We start from the raw sequence: 26,935 nt of genomic DNA, 5'->3' as shown, positions 1-26,935 counted from the left end.
ATGAAGACAAATCTTAAAGTAAATATTCTCTGGTTATTCCTTCTGTTAGCGGGTTATGGATTGATTAGTGTACTGGTTTCTGCTGGTGTTCTCAATCTATTCCATGTCCAAATTTTAGAACAAATTGGGATTAATATCATCCTTGCAGTAGGTTTGAACTTAATTGTCGGTTTTTCAGGACAATTCTCACTTGGTCATGCAGGTTTTATGGCGATTGGGGCTTATGCAGCAGCGATTATTGGTTCAAAATCACCAACCTATGGTGCTTTCTTTGGAGCAATGGTCTTGGGTGCTTTGATTTCTGGTGCAGTCGCTTTGCTCGTTGGGATTCCAACGCTTCGTTTAAAGGGTGACTACCTGGCTGTTGCGACACTAGGTGTTTCAGAAATCATTCGTATCTTTATCATTAATGGTGGAAGTTTGACCAACGGTGCTGCTGGTATCTTGGGTATTCCAAACTTTACTAACTGGCAAATGGTTTATCTATTTGTGGTGATCACAACTATTGCAACTCTCAACTTCCTACGTAGTCCAATCGGACGCTCTACTCTATCTGTTCGTGAGGATGAGATTGCTGCTGAGTCAGTTGGGGTTAATACAACTAAAATTAAAATCATCGCTTTTGTCTTTGGTGCTATTACTGCAAGTATTGCAGGGTCACTTCAGGCTGGATTTATCGGGTCTGTTGTACCGAAAGATTACACCTTTATTAATTCCATCAATGTGTTGATTATCGTTGTATTTGGTGGACTTGGATCGATTACTGGTACCATCGTTTCAGCGATTGTTTTAGGAATTTTAAATATGCTCCTTCAAGATGTTGCTAGCGTGCGTATGATTATTTACGCTTTGGCCTTGGTATTGGTGATGATTTTCAGACCAGGTGGACTCCTTGGAACATGGGAATTGAGTCTATCACGTTTCTTTAAAAAATCTAAGAAGGAGGGACAAAACTAATGGCATTACTTGAAGTTAAACAGTTAACCAAACATTTTGGCGGTCTAACAGCTGTTGGAGATGTCACTCTTGAATTGAACGAGGGAGAATTGGTCGGTCTGATTGGACCAAACGGGGCAGGTAAAACAACCCTTTTCAATCTCTTGACCGGTGTTTATGAACCAAGCGAAGGTACTGTGACACTAGATGGTCACCTCCTAAATGGGAAAACTCCCTATAAGATTGCTTCACTTGGACTCAGTCGTACTTTCCAAAATATTCGTCTGTTTAAGGACTTAACAGTTTTGGAAAATGTTTTGATTGCGTTTAGCAATCATCATAAACAACATGTCCTTGCGAGCTTCCTACGCCTACCAGCTTTTTATAAGAACGAGGAAGAATTAAAAAGCAAAGCTTTGGACTTGCTGAAGATTTTTGATTTGGATGGTGACGCAGATACTCTTGCGAAGAATCTGGCCTATGGCCAACAACGTCGATTAGAAATCGTTCGTGCTCTGGCAACTGAACCTAAAATCCTCTTTTTGGATGAACCTGCAGCTGGGATGAATCCTCAAGAAACAGCTGAATTGACAGAATTGATCCGTCGTATCAAAGATGAATTTAAAATTACCATCATGCTGATCGAACATGACATGAATTTGGTTATGGAAGTCACTGAGCGTATCTATGTTCTTGAATATGGTCGCTTGATTGCTCAGGGAACTCCTGACGAAATTAAGACGAATAAACGAGTTATCGAAGCTTATCTAGGAGGTGAAGCCTAATGCCTATGTTAAAAGTTGAAAACCTCTCTGTACATTATGGTATGATCCAAGCAGTTCGTGATGTGAGTTTCGAGGTTAATGAAGGAGAAGTTGTTTCCCTTATCGGTGCCAATGGTGCTGGTAAAACAACCATTCTTCGTACCCTTTCAGGTTTGGTTCGTCCAAGTGCTGGTAAAATTGAGTTTTTTGGAAAAGAAATTCAAAAGTTGCCAGCTCAAAAAATCGTGGCAGGTGGCCTTTCACAAGTTCCTGAGGGACGCCATGTTTTCCCTGGCTTGACTGTTATGGAAAACTTGGAAATGGGAGCCTTTTTAAAGAAAAATCGTGAAGAAAATCAAGCAAACTTGAAAAAAGTCTTTTCACGTTTCCCTCGTCTGGAAGAACGCAAAAACCAAGATGCGGCAACTCTTTCAGGTGGTGAACAGCAGATGCTGGCTATGGGACGCGCTCTCATGTCTACACCTAAGCTCCTTCTTTTGGATGAGCCGTCAATGGGACTTGCCCCGATCTTTATCCAAGAAATTTTTGATATCATTCAAGATATTCAGAAGCAAGGAACAACCGTCCTTTTGATTGAACAGAACGCTAACAAGGCCCTCGCTATCTCTGATCGTGGTTATGTACTTGAAACAGGAAAGATTGTCCTATCAGGAACAGGAAAAGAACTCGCCTCATCAGAAGAAGTCAGAAAAGCATACCTAGGTGGCTAAAACAATCCAGTGGATTGTTTTAGTCGGCAGATAAGGACTGCGCAAGCAATTCTCCTCTAGTCTGGGAGACTAGTTTAGGTTGCAGATGGAGATTACGAAGTAATCATCAATATAGTCCGGGGGACCTTTTTAGTCGGCATATAAGGATTGTAAAGAGATCTTCTAAGTGATGAAATAAAACCGAATGAGGATTGCTAATCCCTCATTCAGAGAGCTCGAAACCAGAGCTCTTTTTTGTAAAGAGATTAGATTTTTTAGTGTTTTGAAAAAAGCTGAAAGCGTTTGATTGATTGTGTAAGAAAGTGTATAATGAAAGTAGAAATAGAGAAGGAGAAGTCTCATGGCAGTTAAAGATTTCATGACCCGTAAGGTAGTTTATATCAGTCCAGATACGACTGTAGCACACGCAGCAGATTTGATGCGCGAGCAAGGTTTGCACCGTTTACCTGTTATCGAAAACGATCAATTAGTCGGATTGGTAACAGAAGGAACCATTGCGGAAGCCAGCCCATCTAAAGCAACCAGTCTCTCTATCTATGAGATGAATTATCTTCTGAATAAAACCAAAGTAAAAGATGTAATGATTCGAGATGTCGTGACTGTTTCTGGCTATGCTAGTCTAGAAGATGCAACCTATCTGATGCTGAAAAATAAAATTGGGATATTACCAGTCGTAGACAATCATCAGGTCTACGGTGTCATTACAGACCGCGATGTTTTTCAGGCTTTCTTGGAAATCGCCGGATACGGAGAAGAGGGTATTCGTGTTCGTTTCATTACAGAAAATGAAGTCGGAGTACTGGGAAAAATTGTAGCTCTAATCGTAGAAGAAAATCTAAATATCTCGCACACAGTTAATATTCCGCGTAAGGATGGCAAGGTCGTCATCGAAGTTCAAATTGATGGAAAAATTGATTTGACTGCATTAAAGGATAAGTTTGAAAAAGAAGGAATTCAAGTGGAGGAGATCACTCATACCTCTGCCAAAGTCCTTTAAACAAGAGGCTTTAGAGCCTCTTTTCTTCTGCCATCAAAAGCGGTGAAAAGCAAAATATGGAAAGAAATGAGAGATTATGGTATAATAAAACGATATGAAAAGGAGTATCTATGGACATTTCAGAAATTCGTCAAAAAATTGACGCAAATCGTGAAAAATTAGCTTCTTTTAGGGGGTCTCTTTGACCTCGAAGGCCTAGAGGAAGAGATTGCCATCTTGGAAAACAAGATGACAGAACCTGATTTTTGGAACGATAATATCGCGGCCCAAAAAACGTCGCAAGAATTGAATGAATTAAAAAACACCTACAACACCTTCCGTAAAATGGAAGAGTTGCAGGATGAAGTTGAGATTTTATTGGACTTTTTAGCAGAAGACGAGTCAGTCCATGATGAACTGGTCGAACAGTTGACAGAACTGGATAAGATGATGACCAGCTACGAGATGACCCTTCTCTTGTCAGAACCTTATGACCATAATAATGCAATCTTGGAAATCCATCCAGGATCTGGTGGTACTGAGGCACAGGACTGGGGCGATATGTTGCTTCGTATGTATACTCGTTATGGAAATGCCAAAGGCTTTAAAGTAGAAGTCTTGGATTACCAGGCTGGTGATGAAGCAGGTATCAAGTCTGTTACCTTGTCTTTTGAAGGACCTAATGCTTATGGCCTACTTAAATCAGAAATGGGTGTTCACCGTTTGGTCCGTATTTCGCCATTTGACTCTGCCAAACGTCGCCATACTTCATTTACATCCGTAGAGGTTATGCCTGAGCTGGATGATACCATCGAAGTGGAAATTCGTGAAGATGATATCAAAATGGATACCTTCCGTTCAGGTGGTGCTGGTGGACAAAACGTCAATAAAGTTTCAACAGGTGTGCGTTTGACACACATTCCTACAGGAACTGTCGTCCAATCAACGGTCGATCGTACCCAGTATGGAAATAGAGATCGTGCCATGAAGATGTTGCAGGCTAAGCTCTATCAGATGGAGCAAGAAAAGAAAGCTGCGGAAGTTGATTCCCTCAAAGGTGAGAAAAAAGAAATCACATGGGGAAGTCAAATCCGTTCATATGTTTTCACGCCTTATACTATGGTAAAAGATCACCGTACAAGCTTTGAAGTTGCTCAGGTAGATAAGGTGATGGATGGAGACCTTGATGGTTTTATCGATGCCTACCTCAAGTGGCGAATCAGCTAAGATAGAAAGGAACTCATATGTCAATCATTGAAATGAGAGATGTTGTCAAAAAGTATGACAATGGAACGACTGCCCTGCGTGGTGTATCTGTTACCATTGAACCAGGAGAATTTGCCTATATCGTAGGACCTTCTGGGGCAGGTAAGTCAACCTTTATTCGAGCTTTATACCGAGAAGTAAAGATCGAAAAAGGAAGCCTATCAGTTGCAGGCTTTAATTTAGTTAAAATTAAGAAGAAAGATGTCCCGCTTCTACGTCGTAGTGTCGGGGTAGTCTTTCAGGATTACAAACTTTTGCCTAAGAAGACCGTTTATGAGAATATTGCCTATGCAATGGAAGTAATCGGTGAGAGCCGTCGCAACATCAAAAAACGTGTTATGGAAGTATTGGACCTGGTTGGTTTGAAACATAAGGTTCGCTCTTTCCCTAATGAACTCTCAGGTGGAGAGCAGCAACGGATTGCGATTGCTCGTGCGATTGTCAACAATCCTAAAGTATTGATTGCCGATGAGCCAACAGGAAACTTGGACCCAGATAATTCTTGGGAAATTATGAATCTGTTGGAACGCATCAATCTCCAAGGTACTACTGTTTTGATGGCGACTCACAATAGCCAGATTGTAAATACCTTGCGCCACCGTGTCATTGCCATTGAAAATGGCCGTGTCGTTCGTGACGAAGCTAAAGGAGAATATGGATACGATGATTAGTAGATTTTTTCGCCATTTATTTGAATCATTAAAAAGTTTAAAACGAAATGGCTGGATGACAGTAGCAGCAGTAAGTTCGGTTATGATTACCTTGACGCTCGTTGCCCTGTTTGCATCTGTAATTTTTAATACAGCAAAGCTGGCTACCGATATTGAAAACAACGTTCGTGTTATGGTCTACATTCGTAAGGATGTAGCGGATAACAGTGAGACGATTGAGAAAGAAGGTCAGACAGTTACCAATAATGACTACCATAAGGTCTATGATGCTCTGAAAGCTATGCCGGCTGTTAAGAGTGTTACCTTCTCAAGTAAAGAAGAACAATACGAGAAACTGACGGAAACAATGGGGGACGATTGGAAGGTATTTGAAGGGGATGCAAACCCTCTCTATGATGCCTATATCGTTGATACAAATTCTCCGAGTGATGTTAAAACAGTAGCTGAAGAAGCGAAGAAAATTGAGGGAGTATCAGAAGTTCAAGATGGTGGAGCTAACACTCAACGACTTTTCGAACTAGCTTCCTTTATCCGTGTTTGGGGATTGGTTATTGCAGGACTCTTGATTTTTATCGCAGTCTTCCTCATTTCCAATACCATCCGTATTACCATTATTTCACGTAGTCGTGAGATTCAGATCATGCGTCTTGTTGGAGCGAGAAATGGTTATATCCGTGGCCCATTCTTGCTAGAAGGTGCTTTTATTGGTTTGCTTGGCGCAGCGATTCCCTCAGTTCTTGTATTCTTTGTTTACAATATCGTTTATCAATCGGTCAATAAATCCTTGGTAGGTCAAAACTTATCGATGATTACACCAGATGTGTTTGTCCCTTTGATGACAGTTCTACTATTTATAATTGGAATTTTCATTGGTTCAATTGGTTCAGGAATTTCGATGCGTCGATTCTTGAAAATCTAATTGGATATAAATGCAAATTGAGATAAAAACAGAAAAACAAAACATTTTTAAAGAGAAGTTTTCGTAAACTTCTCTTTTTCCTTTTTAAATTTTAAAAAAATAGACAATTTTTTTTATAAAAGCCTTTACAAAAAAATAAAAAGTGGTATAATTAGTACATAAGTTAGTGCAAACGTTTTCGTAAAACGTTTTCCTAGAATAAAATAAAGGAGATTTGAATGATGAAAGCTACATTCAAAAATGTCTTGTCTTTTGAGTTTTGGCAAAAATTCGGTAAGGCTTTAATGGTGGTTATCGCCGTTATGCCAGCGGCGGGATTGATGATCTCAATCGGTAAATCAATCGTGATGATCGACCCAAACCTTGCTCCTCTAGTGATTACAGGTGGAATCCTTGAGCAAATTGGTTGGGGGGTTATCGGTAACCTTCATATCTTGTTTGCCCTCGCTATTGGGGGAAGCTGGGCAAAAGAACGTGCAGGTGGTGCATTTGCAGCCGGGCTTGCCTTTATCTTGATTAACCGTATCACAGGTACTATCTTTGGAGTTACAAGTGATATGCTGAAAAACCCTGAGGCTATGGTCACTACTCTCTTTGGTGGCTCAATCAAGGTTGCTGATTACTTCATCAGTGTTCTTGAAGCACCAGCATTGAACATGGGTGTTTTTGTAGGGATTATCTCTGGTTTTGTAGGGGCAACCGCCTTTAACAAATACTACAACTACCGTAAACTTCCTGATGCACTTTCATTCTTCAATGGGAAACGCTTCGTACCATTCGTTGTCATCCTTCGTTCAGCTATTGCAGCAATTGTACTTGCAGCTTTCTGGCCAGTAGTGCAAACAGGTATTAACAGCTTTGGTATCTGGATTGCAAACTCTCAAGAAACAGCTCCAATTCTCGCACCATTCTTGTATGGTACTTTGGAACGTTTGCTCTTGCCATTTGGTCTTCACCACATGTTGACAATCCCAATGAACTATACAGCTCTTGGTGGAACATACGAAATCCTTACTGGTGCAGCTAAAGGAACTCAAGTATTTGGTCAAGACCCACTTTGGCTTGCTTGGGTAACAGACCTTGTTAACCTTAAAGGTTCAAATGCTGACCAATACCAACACCTTCTTACAACTATCACTCCAGCTCGTTTCAAAGTTGGACAAATGATTGGTTCATTCGGTATCTTGATGGGTGTCATCGTTGCTATCTACCGCAATGTTGATGCTGACAAGAAACACCAATACAAGGGTATGATGATTGCGACAGCCCTTGCAACATTCTTGACAGGGGTCACTGAACCTATCGAGTATATGTTTATGTTTATCGCAACACCTCTTTACCTAGTGTATGCTCTTGTTCAAGGTGCTGCCTTTGCTATGGCGGATATTGTTCACCTTCGTATGCACTCATTCGGTTCAATTGAATTCTTGACTCGTACTCCGCTAGCTATCAACGCTGGTCTTGGTATGGATATCATTAACTTTATCTGGGTAACTGTTCTCTTTGCAGTTATCATGTACTTCATTGCCAACTTCATGATTAAGAAATTCAACTATGCAACTCCAGGACGTAACGGAAACTATGAAACTGCTGAAGGAGCATCAGAAGATGCAGCTCCAGGAGAAACAAAAGTTGCAGCAGCTTCTCAAGCTGTAAATATCATTAACCTTCTTGGTGGTCGTGCAAACATCGTAGATGTAGATGCATGTATGACTCGTCTTCGTGTAACTGTTAAGGATGCAGATCGTGTTGGTACTGAGGAACAATGGAAAGCAGAAGGAGCTATGGGTCTTATCATGAAAGGACAAGGTGTCCAAGCTATCTACGGACCAAAAGCTGACGTATTGAAATCTGATATCCAAGATATCCTTGACTCAGGTGAAGTAATTCCTGAAACTCTTCCAAGCCAAATGACAGAAGCTCAAAAGAATACTGTACACTTTAAAGGTGTAACTGAGGAAGTTTACTCAGTAGCTGATGGTCAAGTTATTGCCTTGGAACAAGTGGAAGATCCAGTTTTTGCTCAAAAAATGATGGGTGATGGATTTGCAGTAGAACCAGCAAATGGTAACATTGTTTCTCCAGTTACTGGTACTGTAACAAGTATCTTCCCAACAAAACACGCTCTTGGTCTTGTCACTGACTCAGGTCTTGAAGTGCTTGTTCATATTGGTTTGGATACAGTAAGTCTTGAAGGAAAACCATTTACTGTTCATGTTTCTGAAGGACAAAAAGTGGCTGCTGGTGATCTTCTTGTTACAGCTGACTTGGATGCTATTCGAGAAGCAGGACGCAAAACATCAACAGTGGTTGTCTTCACAAATGGTGATGTCCTCAAATCAGTTAAATTAGAACAAACAGGTTCTCTTGCAGCTAAAACAGCAGTTGCTAAAGTAGAATTGTAATATACTTGGGGTTGGAAGCTGTTTTCCAACCTCTTGTTTTAGGAGAAAAGCATGAAATTTCTAACACTCAATACTCATAGTTGGATGGAAAAAGAAGCAGAGGAAAAATTCCAGCTCTTGCTCCAAGATATTCTTGACAAAGATTATGATTTGATTTGTTTTCAAGAAATCAATCAAGAAATGAGTTCGCCTGAGGTAGAGGTTAACAATCACTATCAAGCTTTACCATCAGCAGAACCCATTCATCAGGACCACTATGTACGACTCCTGGTTGAAAAATTGGCTGAGAAAGGGAAAAACTACTACTGGACTTGGGCTTACAATCATATCGGCTATGACCGCTACCATGAAGGTGTAGCCATCTTATCCAAAACACCGATTAAGGCGCGTGAGATTTTAGTGTCAGATGTAGATGATCCAACGGACTACCATACTCGCCGTGTTGCCTTGGCGGAGACAGAAGTTGAAGGTAAGGAGCTTGCTCTTGCAAGTGTCCATCTCTCTTGGTGGGATAAAGGTTTCCAAGAAGAATGGGCACGATTTGAGGCTGTACTAAAAGAGTTGAACAAACCTTTGATTTTAGCAGGTGATTTTAATAATCCAACTGGTCAGGAAGGCTATCAAGCGATTTTAGCTAGTCCATTAGGATTACAAGACGCATTTGAAGTTGCGAAAGAAAGAAGTGGTAGCTATACCGTTCCACCAGAAATTGATGGCTGGAAAGGCAATACCGAGCCGCTACGAATCGACTATGTCTTTACGACAAAAGACTTAGAAGTAGAAAGTTTGCATGTAGTTTTTGATGGTCAAAATGATCCACAAATCAGTGACCACTATGGTTTGAATGCTATTTTAAACTGGAAATAAAAATGAAAGGAAGTAATTCCTTTCATTTTTTGATTCTCGAACTGGACTACTGAAAATGTTTAAAATATGGTATAATGGTTAGATGAATAGAATCGAGGATAATATGTCATTTACGAAATTTCAGTTTAAAAACTATATAGAAAAGGCATTGGAGGAGTTGAAGTTTACGACTCCTACCGAAGTTCAGGAAAAGTTGATTCCTATTGTCTTGGCAGGTCGTGACTTGGTAGGGGAATCAAAAACAGGTTCAGGAAAGACTCACACTTTCCTCCTACCGATTTTCCAGCAACTGGATGAAACAAGTGATAATGTGCAAGCAGTGATTACTGCTCCAAGTCGTGAGTTAGCTACTCAGATCTACCAAGCGGCTCGTCAGATTGCAGCCCACTCAGATGTCGAAGTCCGTGTGGTCAACTATGTGGGTGGTACGGACAAGGCTCGTCAGATTGATAAGCTCGCGAGCAATCAGCCCCACATTGTCATCGGGACTCCAGGTCGTATCTATGACTTAGTCAAATCTGGTGATTTGGCTATTCACAAGGCCAAGACCTTTGTCGTCGATGAAGCCGATATGACCTTGGATATGGGATTCTTGGAAACCGTTGATAAGATTGCAGGTAGCCTTCCAAAAGACTTGCAATTCATGGTCTTTTCAGCAACTATTCCACAAAAATTGCAACCGTTCTTGAAAAAATACTTGTCAAATCCTGTTATGGAAAAAATCAAAACAAAAACAGTCATCTCTGATACCATTGATAACTGGTTGATTTCGACCAAGGGACGAGATAAGAATGCTCAGATTTATGAATTGACTCAGGTCATGCAACCTTATCTGGCTATGATTTTTGTTAATACCAAAACGCGTGCTGATGAATTGCATACATACCTAACTGCTCAAGGCTTAAAAGTAGCTAAGATTCATGGGGATATTGCTCCTCGTGAGCGCAAACGGATTATGAATCAGGTGAAAAATCTGGATTTTGAGTACATTGTCGCAACGGACTTGGCAGCGCGCGGAATTGACATTGAAGGTGTTAGTCATGTCATCAATGACGCCATTCCGCAGGATTTATCTTTCTTTGTTCACCGTGTTGGACGGACGGGACGAAATGGTCTGCCTGGCACAGCTATTACCCTTTACCAACCAAGTGATGACTCGGACATCCGTGAGTTGGAGAAATTAGGGATCAAGTTTATCCCTAAGATGGTCAAAGACGGAGAGTTCCAAGATACTTACGATCGTGATCGTCGTGCCAACCGTGAAAAGAAGCAGGAAAAGCTTGATATTGAAATGATTGGCTTGGTTAAAAGGAAAAAGAAAAAAGTCAAACCAGGCTATAAGAAGAAGATTCAATGGGCAGTGGATGAAAAACGTCGCAAAACCAAGCGTGCTGAAAATCGCGCACGTGGCCGTGCAGAGCGGAAAGCTAAACGCCAGACATTTTAAGGACAAAATTGGAGCTGCATGGCTCCTTTTTCTAACTTCGTTTTATGAATTTTCAAAAATACTGCAAAAAAAAGTAAAAAGTGGTATAATGATAAGGTTATATAGTCCCGATAAGGTGGTAGAAAGATCTATTTTCTTTCGAGTCGCAACCCGTAGAGGATAGGATTTTCTATCAGTACTTTGTAACTCTATAACAATATTTTTTAAGGGGGGACATTTTTATGTCAGAACGTAAATTATTCACGTCTGAATCTGTATCTGAGGGGCATCCGGATAAGATTGCAGACCAAATTTCAGATGCGATTTTGGATGCTATTTTAGCTAAAGATCCAGATGCGCACGTTGCTGCTGAGACAGCTGTCTACACTGGTTCCGTCCATGTTTTTGGTGAAATTTCTACAAATGCTTATGTGGATATCAACCGTGTGGTTCGTGATACCATTGCAGAGATTGGTTATACGAATGCAGAATATGGTTTTTCTGCGGAGACGGTGGGAGTTCATCCGTCACTTGTTGAGCAGTCACCAGATATCGCCCAAGGTGTTAATGAAGCCTTGGAGGTTCGTGGGAATGCAGATCAAGATCCGCTTGACTTGATTGGTGCTGGGGACCAAGGTCTTATGTTTGGATTTGCGGTGGATGAGACAGAAGAACTCATGCCATTACCAATCTCACTTAGCCACAAGTTGGTTCGTCGTTTGGCAGAACTTCGTAAGTCTGGTGAAATCAGCTATCTCCGTCCAGATGCTAAATCACAAGTTACAGTTGAGTATGATGAAAATGACCGTCCGGTACGTGTGGACACGGTCGTTATTTCAACTCAGCACGACCCAGAAGCTACTAATGAACAAATCCACAAAGATGTGATTGACAAGGTCATCAAAGAAGTTATTCCATCCTCTTACTTGGATGAGCAAACAAAATTCTTTATCAATCCGACTGGCCGCTTTGTAATTGGTGGACCTCAAGGAGACTCAGGTTTGACTGGTCGTAAGATTATCGTGGATACCTATGGTGGCTATTCTCGTCATGGNGGCGGTGCCTTCTCTGGTAAGGATGCGACGAAGGTGGACCGTTCAGCCTCTTATGCGGCTCGCTACATTGCCAAGAATATCGTGGCAGCGGGTCTGGCTAAGAAAGTAGAAGTGCAATTGGCCTACGCTATCGGTGTGGCGCAGCCAGTTTCCGTTCGTATCGATACCTTTGGTACAGGAACAGTAGCTGAAAGCAAACTTGAAAAAGCAACGCGTCAAATCTTTGATCTTCGCCCTGCAGGAATTATCCGAATGTTGGATCTTAAACGTCCAATTTATCGTCAAACAGCGGCCTATGGACACATGGGACGTACAGATATCGATCTTCCATGGGAACGTTTGGATAAGGTAGATGCTTTGAAAGAGGCTGTGAAATCATAACCACCCGTTAGGTGCGAGACGGACTAATAGTCACATAATAAAAAAGATTGGTAGTTGTGTATTACCAATCTTTTTTATAAGTGAAAACCAGCTTTTAAGCTGGTTTTCTTATTTTATAGGGATTGAAATCTCAATCAATTTATCCGAATAGAGGGTTTTGATATTGGCTTCATCGATGCTTCCTTTGTCAATTTTACGTTTCAAGAAGAAGTCTTGGATGGTTTCAATTTCGGGTTCACGAATAGCACGGTGTTTGTTGGAAATGAGGATTTCATAGTGAAGCGGGGCTTGTGTGAAAACCACATCTGTATTTCCGGCCGAATAGACCTCGACAAGAGTTGCATCAGTACTTTCTAATTGGCTTTTAACAAGTTGCGAGTGTGAATTAGTCGTGTTGATAAGCTTCATAACAGTTCCTCCGATTTTCTAACTCTATTATAGCACTTTTTGGATAAAATCGTGTATTTTAGCCAATTCCATGCTGGATTTTCCAAGCTTCTATTCCCCATTTATGGCTACCACGTTTGAGTTTTTCAATTGCTTCATCAATAGGAAACCAAGCAATATGATTAAAATCTTCCAATGGCTTCTGTACTTCTTGGAAAGAAATAGCTTCATAGAGATAAGCTGGGTTATAGTAGTAGGTATCACGGTGTCGAGAGTAGAAATACTCATCAGCTTGCCCATAATAGGTTCCAATCTCAGCTGTAAAGCCAAGTTCTTCGATTAGTTCTCTCTTCAGTGCTTCTTGTTGATCTTCGCCTGCTTCAATCTCTCCGCCTGGCAAGAACCAAGCACCATTGGGGGCTTGGACTAAGACAATTTGTTTTTTCTCCGCATCCGGAATAACTGCGTACACACCATAGCGGGACTGGTAGGTCACATTCTCTTTTTTTTCACCAAAAGTTGGGTTTGCCATTGCATTTTCCTCATTCTCTAGTATCTTTATTATTATCATAATGGACGAGAGGCAAGCTGTCAAGAATAAACCAAGAAATAGCTACTTTGTCTTGATCAATACTTGTCTAGTTAAACTTTCCAACTCTCGCACTATAACTGGTATAATAAAAGAGAGGTGATTTTATGGCAGAATCAAGACTATTTCGTATCCTATATCTACTTTTAGAAAAAGGCAGTACAACGGCTCCTGAATTAGCCCGATTATTTGAAGTATCTACACGAACGATTTATCGCGATATTGAACGATTGAGTATGGCAGGGATTCCCCTTTATTCAGTTCCTGGGAAGGCAGGCGGAATCTTTTTAATGAAAGACTTTGTTCTGGATCGTACTCTCGTATCGGAGGATGAAAAAATAGAACTTCTGTCAGCTTTGCAAGGAATTCAAGTTTTAACCGATGATAGGCAAGACCTGTTGCTTGAAAAATTGGAATCTATTTTTCAAGTTTCTACCATCCCTTGGATAGAAGTAGACTTGACTGACTGGAGGAAGCGAGAAGGTCAAAAAGAATTATTTGATAACATCAAACAAGCTATTCTAGAGAAGAGGCGACTGGTAGTCACTTATCTGGGTGGGAGTGGTCAGAAAACGATTCGTACAGTTGAACCTTTTAAACTCGTATTTAAAAAGAGAGATTGGTATCTTCATGCCTACTGTTGTTTGAAGGAAGAGTGGCGCTTTTTCAAATTGTCTAGAATTAGGAATTATCACCTAACAACTGAAACTGTGAAGCAGAAAAATGTGGAGGATTGGGTTGATGGTTCAGATCAAGTGGCACATCAAATCGAAGTTTCCTTGAAGTTTAGTCCCAAGCTTGCTTTCCGGGTTTATGAAGATTTTTCAGAAGATGAGATTAGCTTGGGGAAAGATGGATGTTATTATGTCAAGACAGTCCTACCAGAGCATGAAAGTCTGTATACTTACCTCCTGTCTTATCTAGATGGGGTGGAAATACTCGCCCCCAATCATCTGAAGAAGGAATTGCTTTCTAGATTAGAAAAAATCCAAAAACTTTACAAACCTTGACAAAAGATGTCAGGATTTTGGTGCTATACTAGAAGTAGAAAGGAGAAGAACCAAATGAAATACGAATGGAGAAAAGAAGCAAAAGATCTTTATCAAGTGAAAGCTAGGCCCAGCATCCTGCAGGTACCAGGTCAATCCTATATCGTGATTAATGGTAAAGGTGATCCAAATCAAGAAGATTTTTCAGAACGCGTAGGGGCCTTATATGCCTTAGCCTATGCGATAAAGATGAAGTATAAAAAAGCTCCTCTGGATGAGGTTTACACTGATTTTACTGTCTTTCCTTTAGAAGGTGTATGGAAAAAGGAGAAGGAGGGAGAACTGGTAAAAAGTGAGCTTTCTTATAGCATTATGATTGGGCAACCCGATTTTATTACGAGAGAACTATTTGAAAAAGCTTTGGAAGAGGTCAAAATCAAGAAGCCAAATACTCTCTATGAGGCTGTTCGTTTTGAAAAGATAGAAGAAGGCCAAAGCCTTGCTATGCTTCATGTAGGACCTTTTGATACTGAAAATGAGACTTTTGCAGAGATGGAGCATTTTTGTCAACTCCATAAGCTCAAAAGAACTTCGGAAGTCCACCGAGAAATTTATCTCAATAATCTTCATCGAACGGAGCCAAGCAAATTAAAAACAATTCTTCGCTATCAAGTTCAAGAAGAGAATTAAAAAAGAACAGGAAACAAGATTTCCTGTTCTTTTTTATGAGTTCTAATCTTCTCTTTCAGAAGTATTCTCTTTGATTTTTTCAGTTTTTTTGGCAGATTTGATTTGAATCTTACCATTGCTTGTCATGACTGCCTTGAGGTCTTTTTCACTTGGGTTTTCAAGGTAGTAGTCTGTGATGGCATCCTCGATATGGTCTTGAATGGTACGGCGGAGTGGGCGTGCTCCCATTTTTGGATCATATCCCAAGTCAACCAACTTTTCCTTGACCTTGTCTGTCACATCGAGGTGGATATTGTTGCTAGAGAGGCGTTTGTTAACATCCGCTAGCATGAGTTCGACGATTTGGAGGAGGTTGTCCTTGCTGAGAGGTTTAAATTCGATGATGCCATCAAAACGGTTCATAAACTCTGGACTAAAGAAGTTGCCGAGTTCACCGAGAACAGAGTTGGTTCGACCTTCACGAGCAGCTCCAAAACCAACGCTGGCTTCGGCCTTACCAGTACCCGCATTTGAGGTCATGATAATGATGGCATCCTTAAAGCTAACTGTACGTCCTTGCCCATCTGTCAAACGACCATCATCCAAGACTTGAAGGAACATGTGCATCACATCTGGGTGGGCTTTTTCAACTTCATCGAGAAGGATGAGAGAGTAGGGATTGCGACGAACCTTTTCAGTCAGTTGACCAGCTTCATCATAGCCTACATAGCCTGGAGGGGCACCGACTAATTTAGCCACACTGTGTTTTTCCATGTATTCACTCATATCAAAGCGAATCATGCTGTCAGCAGAGCCAAAGAGCTCAATGGCTAGTTGTTTGGAAAGTTCTGTCTTACCGACACCAGTTGGTCCGACAAAGAGGAAGCTTCCGATTGGCCGGTTAGGAGTTCCAAGTCCAACACGATTACGACGGATGGCCTTGGCAATCTTATCGACAGCTTCATCTTGACCAATGACATGAGCTTTGAGGTCGTCTGCTAGATGGATAAGCTGAGACTGTTCTTTTTCTTTGAGTTCCCCAACAGGAATATTGGTTTTTTGCTCAATGATATGTTCAATAGTTTTCTCGCTGATGATTGGAGTATCCTGATCGGTCACCTTGTTTTTCTGCATTTCTTTATACTTGGCAATCTGATCACGGAAATAAGCAGCCTTTTCAAAGTCTTCCTCTCGAGTAGCTTGAGCCTTGAGATTCTCAGCTTCAATTAAACGCTGATCAATCACTTTAGGATCAACAAAGTTCAGTGTCAGATTCATTTTAGAACCAGCTTCATCCAACAGGTCAATAGCCTTGTCTGGCAAGAAGCGGTCTTGGATGTAGCGGTTGGAAAGATTTGCAGCAGCTTCGATAGCAGCGTCTGTGTACTTGACGTGATGGTAGTCTTCGTATTTCTTTTGAACCCCTTTGAGGATGATAATGGTTTCTTCGACAGTTGGTTCATCAACTTTGACAGGCTGCATACGGCGTTCCAAAGCAGCATCTTTTTCAATGATACGGTATTCATTGAGAGTAGTAGCGCCAACCAATTGCAATTCACCACGGGCAAGGGCTGGTTTCAGGATATTGCCTGCGTCCATATTGCCATCGCCAGCAGATCCTGCGCCAACAATTTCATGGATTTCGTCGATAAAGAGGATGATGTCCTCACGTTTGCGAATTTCTTCCATGAGCTTTTGCATGCGTTCTTCAAATTGGCCTCGAATCCCTGTTCCTTGAACTAGACTAACCACATCCAGACGGATGACTTGCTTGCCTTGGAGTTTATGGGGAACATCACCATCAACAATCTTCTGAGCTAGACCTTCAACAACGGCTGTTTTACCGACACCTGGTTCTCCGATAAGGACAGGGTTGTTCTTGGTTCGACGGTTGAGGATTTCGATAACACGGATAATCTCCTCATCTCGACCGATAACAGGGTCAATATCTCCCCGCCGAGCAATCTCAGTAATATTGATACCATATTCCTCTAGGAGTCCTCTTTCTTGGCTAGGAGGTGTTTGAAGTGGACCGCGGTTTTGAGGCCCATAACCACCGTTTCCTCCATATCCCCCACCAGATTGAGTTGGAGGGACGTTATTAGAAGAAGGTTTGAAATTGTTCAAATCATTGAAAAAGTCGCCGAAAGGATCAAAGTCATGATTATTTAAGTCAGTCATTCCTTTAAAGAGGGTATTATTCGGATCTGTTTTGATAATTTTATAGCAATTTTGACAGAGATCAATTTGTTTTTGCTGTCCATTGATATTGGTATACAGATGAATTGTTGAGTCGTTTATTTTACAGTTTTGACAGAGCATACATCTACCTCATTTCATTCATATTCTTGGCCTAAGAAAAAAGGTCAAAAATAGTCAAAGTTTTATACTCTCATTATAGCATGATTAAGGTGTAAAGCAAGTAAAAAGATTGGGAAGTGGTCGTTTTTAAAAGAAGGATTTATGGAGAATCAAGCGACATTAAAGGTAAGAAAAAATCCCATTTGTGGTGACAAAAAGGATTCTCATTCATCGGGCCTTACTGCCCTTGTTTTTATATTAGTAAAGGAGTTCGTAGATCTCCATTGCAATCAAATCAATGCTATCAAAAGTATAAGTTTCACGAGCCTCTACATCGCGAAGGGTGAAGAGTAATCCGTTTTCTTCGTCGCGGCTGTATGCAACTTCTGCGACAACAACACCTTCACGTTCAAAATTACGTTTTAGATTTCCACCATCTTTTGTCATTGCTTCTAGGCGGTTAATGATTCTAACCAAATGTGATTCCATTTTGATTCTCCTCCATTTCTTATCGTTTCTATTTTACCATAAACAAGAGGTAGTTGACTAGAAAAAAACTGTGATTTCTCTCTATTTCTACATTCTATCAAGTTAATTGTTAAAATTGGTGAAAAAGAATTGCATTTTAATTCAATTCATGTTATAATCATACAATCTAATACATAGAAAGTTGATTGAATATGAATTTTTCTTTTTTACCAAAGTATTTACCGTATTTTAACTATGGTGCTCTGATTACCGTGTTAATTTCCATCTTTGTTGTCTGCTTAGGAACTATTATAGGTGTGTTACTGGCCTTTGCCCAACGTTCACGCTTTAAACCTCTCGTTTGGTTTGCAAATGTGTATGTTTGGATTTTCCGTGGGACGCCAATGATGGTTCAGATTATGATTGCCTTTGCTCTCATGCATATCAACGCTCCGACTATTCAAGTGGGAATTTTAGGAGTTGATCTTTCTCGTTTGANTCCTGGTATTCTGATTATTTCTATGAACAGTGGTGCTTACGTTTCAGAAACTGTTCGTGCGGGGATCAATGCGGTTCCTAAAGGGCAGTTAGAGGCCGCATATTCTTTAGGTATTCGTCCGAAAAATGCCATGCGTTATGTCATTTTGCCACAAGCTATCAAAAATATTCTTCCAGCTCTGGGAAATGAATTTATCACCATTATCAAGGATAGTTCCCTCTTGTCTGCGATTGGGGTGATGGAGTTGTGGAATGGTGCAATGACAGTAGCAACAACAACTTATTTACCGTTGACTCCCCTTTTATTTGCAGCCTTTTACTATTTGATTATGACCTCTGTTTTGACAGTGGTGTTGAAAGCATTTGAAAAACATATTGGACAAGGAGACAAAAAATAATGACAGAAACCTTGATTAAAATTGAAGAACTACATAAGTCTTTTGGGAAAAATGAAGTTTTAAAAGGCATCAATCTTGAGATTAAACGAGGAGAAGTTGTGGTCATTATCGGTCCGTCAGGGAGCGGGAAATCAACTCTCCTTCGTTCGATGAATCTCCTTGAAGAAGCAAGTAAAGGTAAGGTTATCTTTGAAGGAGTTGATATCACTGATAAGAAAAATGACCTTTTTGCTATGCGTGAAAAGATGGGCATGGTATTCCAACAATTCAACCTCTTTCCCAATATGACAGTGATGGAAAATATCACTTTGTCACCAATTAAAACCAAAGGTGAAAGCAAGGAAGTTGCGGAGAAGAGAGCACAGGAACTGTTAGAAAAAGTTGGCTTGCCAGATAAGGCGACGGCTTATCCTCAGAGTTTGTCAGGTGGTCAGCAACAACGGATTGCCATTGCACGTGGACTTGCTATGGAGCCAGACGTTTTGCTCTTTGATGAGCCGACTTCAGCTCTAGACCCTGAGATGGTTGGAGAAGTTCTAGCTGTGATGCAAGACCTTGCCAAGTCGGGGATGACCATGGTGATTGTGACGCATGAAATGGGCTTTGCGCGTGAGGTAGCAGACCGTGTTATCTTTATGGCAGATGGAGTTGTTGTCGAAGATGGAACTCCAGAAGAGATTTTCGATCAAACAAAAGAACAACGGACCAAGGAATTTTTGAGTAAGGTTTTGTAACACCTCATTTTAGAAGAAATGGAGTAGGCATCATGGCTTCCAGTAAAGAATATTTAGATTTTATTCTCGAACAGCTATCAGAGCTAGAGGAGATGAGTTATCGTCCAATGATGGGAGAGTATATCCTTTATTATCGTGGGAAGATTATTGGTGGAATCTATGATAATCGTCTGTTACTGAAGCCTGTGAAGGTGGTCATGGATCAACTGGGACAGACTAGGCTTGAACGTCCTTATGAAGGAGCTAAGGAGATGATTTTGATAGAAGACATTGAAGATAAGTCATTTCTAATGAGATTAATCAAGGATATGTATGAAGTCTTACCAGCTCCAAAAGTTAAAAAGAAAGCATAACAAATTTACCTAGTATCAGTAGGCACTAAAAGCTCGATAAGGGCTTTTTCTTATAGTTTCAAACTATAAGGTCCATTAGTCAAGAAGTGTTAGAATGGTGAGTTATTTTTTGATATAATAGAGGATATTTGATAGAAAAGAGAAGAGGTATGGCACAGATTATTGATGGGAAGGCTCTTGCGGCTAAGTTACAAGGTCAGTTGACTGAAAAGACGGCCAAACTAAAAGAAGAAACAGGTTTAGTTCCAGGTTTGGTGGTGATTTTGGTTGGAGATAATCCAGCCAGCCAAGTCTACGTTCGCAATAAGGAACGGTCGGCTCTTGCTGCAGGATTCCATAGTGAAGTAGTGCGAGTTCCTGAAACCATTACCCAAGAAGAATTGTTAGATTTGATTGCCAAATACAATCAAGATCCAGCTTGGCATGGGGTTTTGGTCCAGTTGCCTTTACCTAAACATATTGACGAAGAGGCAGTTTTATTAGCCATTGACCCCGAAAAAGACGTGGATGGTTTCCATCCGCTAAACATGGGACGCTTATGGTCTGGTCATCCAGTTATGATTCCTTCGACACCTGCAGGAATTATGGAGATGTTCCATGAGTATGGGATTGATCTAGAAGGTAAAAATGCGGTTGTTATCGGTCGTTCAAACATTGTTGGAAAACCGATGGCTCAGCTTCTTTTAGGCAAGAATGCGACAGTGACTTTGACTCACTCACGCACCCATCATCTTGCCAAGGTTGCTGCTAAAGCAGATATTCTTGTGGTTGCAATCGGTCGTGCTAAGTTTGTGACTGCTGACTTTGTCAAACCAGGAGCGGTTGTCATTGACGTTGGGATGAACCGAGATGAAAATGGCAAACTTTGTGGAGATGTTGACTTTGATGCCGTTGCACCACTTGCTAGTCACATCACACCTGTACCTGGTGGAGTTGGCCCTATGACCATTACCATGCTAATGGAGCAAACCTATCAGGCAGCTCTTCGTACACTAAACAAGGACTAGGAAGATGAAATTCGTATTTGACCTGGATGGGACACTATCTTTTGACTATATGACCATAGATGAGGAGATTAAGCAGGTTCTTTTAAAGGCTGAAGATTATGGGCATGAGCTTGTGTTTGCCTCAGCCCGCTCTTATCGGGATTGCTTGGGTTTATTAGGCCCTAAACTCAGTCAGCGCTTGGTCATAGGATTGAATGGTGGCGTAGCCTATCATCTGGGGCAGGCTATCTTCGAAAGGAATCTCGATGCTAGAGTTTATCAGGCGCTAGTGGATTATTGCCAGACTTATAATCTCCCTTTCTTTGTAGATGATTGCTTTGACTATAGTGGTCAGATTGTAGAGAAGATTCCATTTTTTTCCAGTGTGGATCCCCTAAAGGTAGTCGTTTATATGGGTGACCATGAGGATTTGCTTGATGATCTGCTTGGTCAGCTAGAAAGACTAGGACAGGCTCATCTGTCCTATCATGCGCATGAAAAGTGCCTCTATGTCAACCCCTTGGATACTCATAAGGCGACAACTGTTGAAAAGTTGTGCGGGGAGAACTTCATCGCCTTTGGAAATGACCAAAACGATATTGAACTGTTTAAGACGTCTCTCTATTCTGTCCAGATTGGAGATTTTGCTGGTCTTACTCCATATGCAGATGACACGTTAGAGTTAAAAGGAGAACCTTCTCCAGCAGTGGCAGCTAAAATCTCACAGACCTTTGCGGAATTTAAGGGAAAATAGTGTAGAAGGAGGTCCGAGCCTCCTTTTGTAGTATAATGGAGTGAGAGGAAAAAACGATGAAAGTGATTGATCAAACTTTACTAGAAAAAGTCATTATGGAACGTTCTCGTCACAGTCATAAGGGAGATTACGGTCGCCTGCTCTTGCTAGGAGGGACCTATCCATATGGTGGAGCTATCATCATGGCAGCCATTGCAGCTGTTAAAAGTGGGGCAGGGTTGGTGACTGTTGGCACGGATAAGGAGAATATTCTGGCTCTGCACAGTCATTTACCTGAGGCCATGGCATTTTCTCTTCAAGACCAGCAATTGTTAAAAGAGCAGTTGGAAAAGGCAGAAGTTATCTTGATAGGTCCGGGTTTACGAGAGGATACCTTTGGAGAAGAACTCGTAAAAAGGGTCTTTGATAGTCTTGGAAGAGACCAGATTTTGATTGTAGACGGCGGTGCTTTGGGCATCTTAGCAAAAGGTCAGTTACCATTTCCTTCCAGTCAGCTCATCCTAACTCCCCACCAAAAGGAATGGGAAAGACTGTCTGGTATAGTTCTTGACCATCAAAATACAGAGGCGACTGCTAGGGCTCTTTCCACTTTTCCTCAAGGAACGATTCTAGTCGAGAAGGGTACAGCAACTCGTATCTGGCAAGTCGGTCAGCCTGAATATTATCAATTAGAAGTCGGAGGCCCCTATCAAGCAACTGGTGGAATGGGAGATACTCTGGCTGGGATGATTGCAGGATTTACAGGTCAGTTTCACCAAGCCAGTCTCTATGAGAGAGTAGTGGTAGCGACCCATCTGCACTCAGCCATTGCCCAAGAACTAGCTCAAGAAAACTACCTTGTCTTGCCAACAGAAATTAGCAAGCTACTCCCAAAAACAATGAAAAAAATATCTCAAAAAGGCAGCTAATACCTTGGTTGTCTTTTTTATTTTGATGTAGCTTTGTTGATAAGGTTTTCAAATACCTCAGAACTAGCGACCAACTGCTGAACTTGCGTGGAATTCTCACTTTTAAGGTCTTGATTTTTACTCAAACTCGCAATTAAAGCGAGATTGTTATCAAAGTTGAGGGGTGTCAAATCATGCTTTTTTTGATATAATTTTTAATGATGAATGCGAGAAATGATCGGTATGTGGTCGTTGATTTAGAGGCGACCAGCACCGGAAGCAAGGCAAAAATTATTCAAGTAGGCATTGTGGTGATTGAGAATGGCGAAATCGTCAATCAGTATGCGACTGATGTCAATCCTCACGAACCCTTGGATTCTCATATCAAAGAATTAACGGGTCTAACCGATCAGCGTTTGGCTACGGCACCAGAATTTTCTCAGGTGGCTGGAAAAATTTTTGAATTGGTTAAGGACGGTATTTTTGTTGCGCACAATGTACAATTTGATGCTAACCTTCTTGCAGAATTTCTCTTTTTTGAAGGATATGAATTGCGTACACCGCGGGTGGATACAGTTGAGCTTGCTCAAGTTCTGTATCCTCAGTTTGAAAAGTATAACTTAGGTATCCTTTGTCAAGAGTTGGGCATTGAGCTGGAACATGCCCATACTGCTCTGTCAGATGCTCAGGCAACAGCTGAACTCTTGCTTTACATGCGTCAAAAACTATTTGAGTTACCAAAAGGGCTCTTAGAAAGCTTGTTAAACCTTGCAGACAACCTTCTCTATGAAAGTTATTTGGTGATTGAGGAGGTCTATCAGCAACAATCGCTCTTATCTTCGCCAGACTTGATGGAGCTTCATGGGCTTTTTCTCAGAAAGGAAAGCAAAGCCTTAGTCCCACGAAAGTTATCGAAAGATTTTGCTAAAAACATTTCTTTATTGGGGCTGGAGGAGCGTCCGCAACAGTTGGAATTTGCGGAGAAGGTTGAGCACTTATTGGAAGAATACCAGACTTCCTTCATCCAAGCTCAAACGGGACTGGGCAAGACTTATGGTTATCTCCTCCCAGCTTTGAACTTGGAGAGTCAAGCAGGGATTCTAGTGAGTGTTCCGACCAAAATTCTTCAAAATCAAATCATGCAAGAAGAAGGTCAGCGCTTAAAAGAGGTCTTCCATCTGGAGATTCATAGTCTCAAGGGGCCTCAAAATTACTTGAAATTGGATGCTTTTCATCAAATTCTCTATAGACCAGAGTCCAATCGCCTTTTCACACGCTTTAAAATGCAACTGCTTATCTGGCTAACGGAGACAGAGACTGGTGATTTGGATGAAATTGGGCAACTTTATCGCTACCAGCATTTTCTGCCAGAACTAGTCCACGATGGCAAGCTTTCAAAGAAAAGTTTATTTGCTACAGAGGATTTTTGGAAACGAGGGCAGGAAAAGGCTGAGACCAGTCGCGTTCTCTTAACCAATCATGCCTATCTGGTCACTCGTCTGGAAGACAATCCAGAGTTTGTTGACAACCGTTTGCTGATCTTGGATGAAGCTCAAAAAATGCTGTTAGCTCTTGAAAATCTAGCCCAGCAGGCTTATCGCCTTGAGGATCTTGTAACTCAAATTGAAAAGTCCTTGGAGTCAGAGGAAGATTTGGTTCAGAAACGCTTGCTTGAGAGTATCGACTTTGAATGTCGTTACTTGCTAGAGCACTACCAGTCAGGCCTTAAGAATGGAAAGTGGTTGGATTCTCTTGAACAGTTGCGCCAGCATTTTTCGGAGCTAGCTCTCCCAGAGTATAGAGAGATTGCAAACTTTTTCACCTCGGACCGTGAATTTTGGCTTGCTCCAGCAGAAAAATTGAGCAAGGATGTCTTGATTTGTTCAAGCAAAAAAGGACGCTTTATACTAGCGGATTTATTGCCAGAAGATTGTAGGCTCCTAGGAGTATCGGCAACTCTTGAAATCAGCAATCGGGTTTCCCTAGCAGATCTATTGGGCTTTCCAGATGCTCCGCTTGTTAGGCTTGATGTAGCAAAGCAGGAGCAACAAGAAGTCTTTCTAGTCGATGATTTTCCTCTTGTGACAGAAGTTTCACCTGTTGACTATGCGAGTGAAGTAGCTTCTGTCATTCGAAGGTTACAAGCCTTTCAAGAACCCTTATTAGTTTTGTTTACATCAAAAGAGATGTTGCTGGCAGTTTCAGATTTGCTCGACCAACCCCATCTAGCTCAGTATAAAAATGGGGAACCAAGTCAACTGAAAAAACGTTTTGAAAAAGGTGAACGCCAGATCTTGCTTGGAACAGGCAGTTTCTGGGAAGGAGTTGATTTTTCAACCCATCCTTGCGTGATTCAAGTGATTCCGAGATTGCCTTTCCAAAATCCTCAAGAGCCGTTAACCAAAAAGTTAAACCAAGAACTGCGTCAAGAAGGGAAAAATCCTTTCTATGATTATCAGTTACCGATGGCGATCATTCGGCTAAAACAAGCCCTTGGTCGTACTGTTAGACGGCCCAACCAAGGTTCGGTTGCTGTAATCTTAGACAGTCGTGTTGTCAGCAAGCGCTATGGCAAACAAATCGCCCAGACCTTGTCAAAAGAAAGGGCTGTTCAGGTTCTTTCTAGAGAACAGCTAGAGCCTGCTGTGGCTGATTTTCTCCAATCCCGTCGCAATAGAATGAAAGAAAAATCCAAGAAAGAGAAAAGGTAAAAAATATGAAACGTTCCTTCGACTCTCGAGTCGATTATAGCCTCCTCCTACCAGTGTTTTGTTTACTGGTGATTGGAGTAGTGGCCATTTATATAGCAGTTAGTCATGACTATCCAAATAATGTGTTACCAATACTAGGCCAGCAAATCGCTTGGATTTCCTTGGGCCTTGCCATTGGTTTTGTGGTCATGTTCTTCAATACTGAGTTTTTATGGAAGGTGACTCCTTATCTCTATGGTTTAGGCCTAGCCTTGATGGTCCTCCCTCTTGTTTTCTACAATCCAAATCTTGTAGCGTCAACAGGTGCCAAGAACTGGGTATCGATTGGTGGAACGACACTCTTTCAGCCATCTGAGTTCATGAAGATTTCCTATATCTTGATATTGGCTCGAGTCATCGTACAATTCACTCAAAAACACAAGGAATGGCGACGGACTATTCCCTTGGATTTCCTATTGATTGGTTGGATGATTGCCTTTACAATCCCAGTTTTGCTCCTTCTAGCCCTACAAAGTGACTTAGGAACTGCCTTGGTCTTTGTAGCTATTTTTGCAGGCATGGTTCTCCTTTCAGGTGTTTCGTGGAAGATTATCATTCCTGTTTTTGCGACAGGAGTGACTGCAGTTGCAGGCTTCATGGCCATCTTTATAAGCAAGGATGGACGTGCCTTCTTGCATCAGATCGGGATGCCAACCTACCAGATCAACCGTATTTTGGCCTGGCTCAATCCCTTTGACTTTGCGCAAACAACGACTTACCAACAGGCGCAGGGGCAAATTGCGATTGGAAGTGGTGGCTTGTTTGGACAGGGTTTCAATGTGTCCAATCTCCTCATTCCAGTACGTGAAAGTGATATGATTTTCACCGTAATTGCTGAAGACTTTGGCTTCATTGGTTCAGTCTTTGTGGTTGCCCTGTACTTGCTTCTTATTTACCGGATGTTGAAGATTACGCTCAGGTCAAATAACCAGTTCTACACCTACATTTCGACTGGATTTATCATGATGTTGCTCTTCCATATCTTTGAAAATATCGGTGCCGTGACAGGCTTACTTCCTTTGACAGGGATTCCTCTGCCTTTCATTTCTCAAGGGGGCTCCGCAATTATTAGTAACCTCATCGGTGTCGGTCTCCTCTTATCTATGAGTTACCAGACCAACATAGCGGAGGAGAAAAGTGGAAAAGTTCCATTCAAACGAAAGAAAGTCGTCCTAAAACAAATCAAATAAGGAGGCCACTATGGCAACAGTAGCAGTTATCTTAGCCCAGGGTTTTGAAGAAATTGAAGCCTTGACAGTAGTTGATGTCTTGCGTCGAGCAAACATTTCATGTGATATGGTAGGATTTGAAGAGCACGTGACAGGATCACATGGCATTCAGGTAAAAGCCGACCATATCTTTGATGGCGATTTGTCTGACTATGACTTGGTCGTTCTTCCAGGAGGTATGCCAGGCTCAGCTCACCTACGAGATAATCAAGCCCTCATTTCACAGATTAAAGCCTTTGACCAAGCAGGAAAGAAAATTGCTGCCATCTGTGCAGCCCCAATCGTCCTCCATCAAGCAGGTATCCTGAAAGACAAGCACTTCACCTGTTATGACGGTGTTCAGGAGAACATCAGTGATGGAATTTATCAAAAGCAAACAGTGGTTGTGGATGGCAATCTAACAACTAGTCGAGGACCGTCAACCGCACTTGCCTTTGCCTATGAGTTGGTAGAGCAATTGGGAGGAGATGCTGAAAGTTTACGAGACGGCATGCTCTATCGAGATGTCTTTGGAAATCAACAGTAAGACGAGAGTTCGGCTCTCGT

General features: G+C 41.5%; 26 protein-coding genes. 22 read left to right on the top strand and 4 right to left on the bottom strand.

Going from position 1 to position 26,935, the window contains the following annotated elements; all coding sequences use genetic code 11:
- From D8847_RS04085 to metK, 11 genes are all read left to right on the top strand, one after another.
- Positions 1-957, top strand: coding sequence for a branched-chain amino acid ABC transporter permease (locus D8847_RS04085; protein WP_000856262.1), 957 nt, complete (start codon positions 1-3; stop codon positions 955-957).
- Positions 957-1,721 (top strand): ABC transporter ATP-binding protein, encoded by a 765-nt coding sequence (locus D8847_RS04080; protein ID WP_001186016.1) that lies wholly within the window; start codon positions 957-959, stop codon positions 1,719-1,721. The genes D8847_RS04085 and D8847_RS04080 overlap by 1 nt, the downstream gene beginning before the upstream one ends.
- Entirely contained in the window at positions 1,721-2,431 is a 711-nt protein-coding gene (locus tag D8847_RS04075; protein WP_125840695.1) for an ABC transporter ATP-binding protein, read from the top strand. The genes D8847_RS04080 and D8847_RS04075 overlap by 1 nt, the downstream gene beginning before the upstream one ends.
- Before the next feature lie 340 nt (positions 2,432-2,771).
- Positions 2,772-3,428 (top strand): CBS domain-containing protein, encoded by a 657-nt coding sequence (locus tag D8847_RS04070; protein WP_125840694.1) that lies wholly within the window; start codon positions 2,772-2,774, stop codon positions 3,426-3,428.
- Between the two features lie 110 nt (positions 3,429-3,538).
- Positions 3,539-4,634 (top strand): peptide chain release factor 2 gene (prfB, locus tag D8847_RS04060; protein ID WP_096753628.1). Its coding sequence is split into 2 segments (ribosomal slippage): positions 3,539-3,610 and positions 3,612-4,634, totalling 1,095 coding nucleotides; the frame shifts between segments, so codons are not numbered across the junction.
- A gap of 17 nt (positions 4,635-4,651) precedes the next feature.
- On the top strand, positions 4,652-5,344 hold the full coding sequence (gene ftsE / locus D8847_RS04055) for a cell division ATP-binding protein FtsE (protein ID WP_000022272.1): 693 nt from the start codon (positions 4,652-4,654) through the stop codon (positions 5,342-5,344).
- A complete protein-coding gene (gene ftsX / locus D8847_RS04050) occupies positions 5,337-6,263 on the top strand; it encodes a permease-like cell division protein FtsX (protein ID WP_125840693.1) in 927 nt (308 codons plus the stop codon). Before ftsE ends, ftsX begins: the two co-directional genes overlap by 8 nt.
- Positions 6,264-6,481: 218 nt before the next feature.
- On the top strand, positions 6,482-8,668 hold the full coding sequence (locus D8847_RS04045) for a PTS transporter subunit IIBC (protein ID WP_125840692.1): 2,187 nt from the start codon (positions 6,482-6,484) through the stop codon (positions 8,666-8,668).
- A gap of 51 nt (positions 8,669-8,719) precedes the next feature.
- Positions 8,720-9,535 carry an endonuclease/exonuclease/phosphatase family protein gene (locus tag D8847_RS04040; protein WP_125840691.1) on the top strand — a complete coding sequence of 272 codons (816 nt, stop codon included), beginning with the start codon at positions 8,720-8,722 and terminating at the stop codon, positions 9,533-9,535.
- Between the two features lie 103 nt (positions 9,536-9,638).
- Positions 9,639-10,982, top strand: a complete 1,344-nt coding sequence (locus D8847_RS04035) for a DEAD/DEAH box helicase (protein ID WP_125840690.1) — start codon at positions 9,639-9,641, stop codon at positions 10,980-10,982.
- 221 nt (positions 10,983-11,203) lie between these two features.
- Positions 11,204-12,397, top strand: a complete 1,194-nt coding sequence (metK, locus tag D8847_RS04025; protein ID WP_007520353.1) for a methionine adenosyltransferase — start codon at positions 11,204-11,206, stop codon at positions 12,395-12,397.
- Positions 12,398-12,505: 108 nt separating this feature from the next.
- Here metK and D8847_RS04020 read toward each other — a convergent pair whose 3' ends face one another.
- Together D8847_RS04020 and D8847_RS04015 are read right to left on the bottom strand one after the other, a co-directional pair.
- Complete coding sequence (locus D8847_RS04020; protein WP_000767205.1) at positions 12,506-12,805, bottom strand: DUF1827 family protein; 300 nt, start codon at positions 12,803-12,805, stop codon at positions 12,506-12,508.
- Positions 12,806-12,863: 58 nt separating this feature from the next.
- Entirely contained in the window at positions 12,864-13,316 is a 453-nt protein-coding gene (locus D8847_RS04015; RefSeq protein WP_125840689.1) for an NUDIX hydrolase, read from the bottom strand.
- Positions 13,317-13,480: 164 nt separating this feature from the next.
- Here D8847_RS04015 and D8847_RS04010 point away from each other — a divergent pair, with 164 nt between their 5' ends.
- A complete protein-coding gene (locus D8847_RS04010) occupies positions 13,481-14,383 on the top strand; it encodes a helix-turn-helix transcriptional regulator (protein ID WP_125840688.1) in 903 nt (300 codons plus the stop codon).
- A 54-nt stretch (positions 14,384-14,437) separates the two neighbouring features.
- Entirely contained in the window at positions 14,438-15,052 is a 615-nt protein-coding gene (locus D8847_RS04005; RefSeq protein WP_125840687.1) for a GyrI-like domain-containing protein, read from the top strand.
- Between the two features lie 42 nt (positions 15,053-15,094).
- Here the strand turns inward: D8847_RS04005 and D8847_RS04000 are convergent, their stop codons facing one another.
- Together D8847_RS04000 and D8847_RS03995 are read right to left on the bottom strand one after the other, a co-directional pair.
- Positions 15,095-17,353, bottom strand: a complete 2,259-nt coding sequence (locus D8847_RS04000) for an ATP-dependent Clp protease ATP-binding subunit (RefSeq protein ID WP_125840686.1) — start codon at positions 17,351-17,353, stop codon at positions 15,095-15,097.
- Between the two features lie 237 nt (positions 17,354-17,590).
- Entirely contained in the window at positions 17,591-17,821 is a 231-nt protein-coding gene (locus D8847_RS03995) for a DUF1797 family protein (RefSeq protein ID WP_125840685.1), read from the bottom strand.
- 191 nt (positions 17,822-18,012) lie between these two features.
- On the opposite strand from D8847_RS03995, the gene D8847_RS03990 reads away from it, so the two are divergent.
- From D8847_RS03990 to D8847_RS03950, 9 genes are all read left to right on the top strand, one after another.
- Complete coding sequence (locus D8847_RS03990; RefSeq protein ID WP_125840684.1) at positions 18,013-18,696, top strand: amino acid ABC transporter permease; 684 nt, start codon at positions 18,013-18,015, stop codon at positions 18,694-18,696.
- Positions 18,696-19,430, top strand: a complete 735-nt coding sequence (locus D8847_RS03985; RefSeq protein ID WP_000140925.1) for an amino acid ABC transporter ATP-binding protein — start codon at positions 18,696-18,698, stop codon at positions 19,428-19,430. Before D8847_RS03990 ends, D8847_RS03985 begins: the two co-directional genes overlap by 1 nt.
- A gap of 32 nt (positions 19,431-19,462) precedes the next feature.
- Positions 19,463-19,783, top strand: a complete 321-nt coding sequence (locus D8847_RS03980; RefSeq protein ID WP_061421203.1) for a TfoX/Sxy family protein — start codon at positions 19,463-19,465, stop codon at positions 19,781-19,783.
- 149 nt (positions 19,784-19,932) lie between these two features.
- Positions 19,933-20,790: a bifunctional methylenetetrahydrofolate dehydrogenase/methenyltetrahydrofolate cyclohydrolase gene (locus D8847_RS03975; protein ID WP_185757917.1), complete on the top strand. Its 858-nt coding sequence runs from the start codon at positions 19,933-19,935 to the stop codon at positions 20,788-20,790.
- 4 nt (positions 20,791-20,794) lie between these two features.
- Positions 20,795-21,523, top strand: coding sequence for an HAD hydrolase family protein (locus tag D8847_RS03970; RefSeq protein WP_125840682.1), 729 nt, complete (start codon positions 20,795-20,797; stop codon positions 21,521-21,523).
- A gap of 56 nt (positions 21,524-21,579) precedes the next feature.
- Complete coding sequence (locus tag D8847_RS03965) at positions 21,580-22,431, top strand: NAD(P)H-hydrate dehydratase (RefSeq protein WP_125840681.1); 852 nt, start codon at positions 21,580-21,582, stop codon at positions 22,429-22,431.
- Positions 22,432-22,631: 200 nt separating this feature from the next.
- Positions 22,632-25,121: a bifunctional DnaQ family exonuclease/ATP-dependent helicase gene (locus D8847_RS03960; protein ID WP_419991698.1), complete on the top strand. Its 2,490-nt coding sequence runs from the start codon at positions 22,632-22,634 to the stop codon at positions 25,119-25,121.
- Positions 25,122-25,126: 5 nt separating this feature from the next.
- On the top strand, positions 25,127-26,350 hold the full coding sequence (locus tag D8847_RS03955; protein ID WP_125840679.1) for an FtsW/RodA/SpoVE family cell cycle protein: 1,224 nt from the start codon (positions 25,127-25,129) through the stop codon (positions 26,348-26,350).
- A 10-nt stretch (positions 26,351-26,360) separates the two neighbouring features.
- Complete coding sequence (locus D8847_RS03950) at positions 26,361-26,915, top strand: DJ-1 family glyoxalase III (protein ID WP_125840678.1); 555 nt, start codon at positions 26,361-26,363, stop codon at positions 26,913-26,915.
- The last annotated feature ends 20 nt before the right edge of the window (positions 26,916-26,935 follow it).

The sequence above is a fragment of the Streptococcus mitis genome, from assembly GCF_003942795.1.
Taxonomy (GTDB): Bacteria; Bacillota; Bacilli; order Lactobacillales; family Streptococcaceae; genus Streptococcus; species Streptococcus mitis_BJ.
This window is presented reverse-complemented; position numbering and strand designations above follow the sequence as displayed.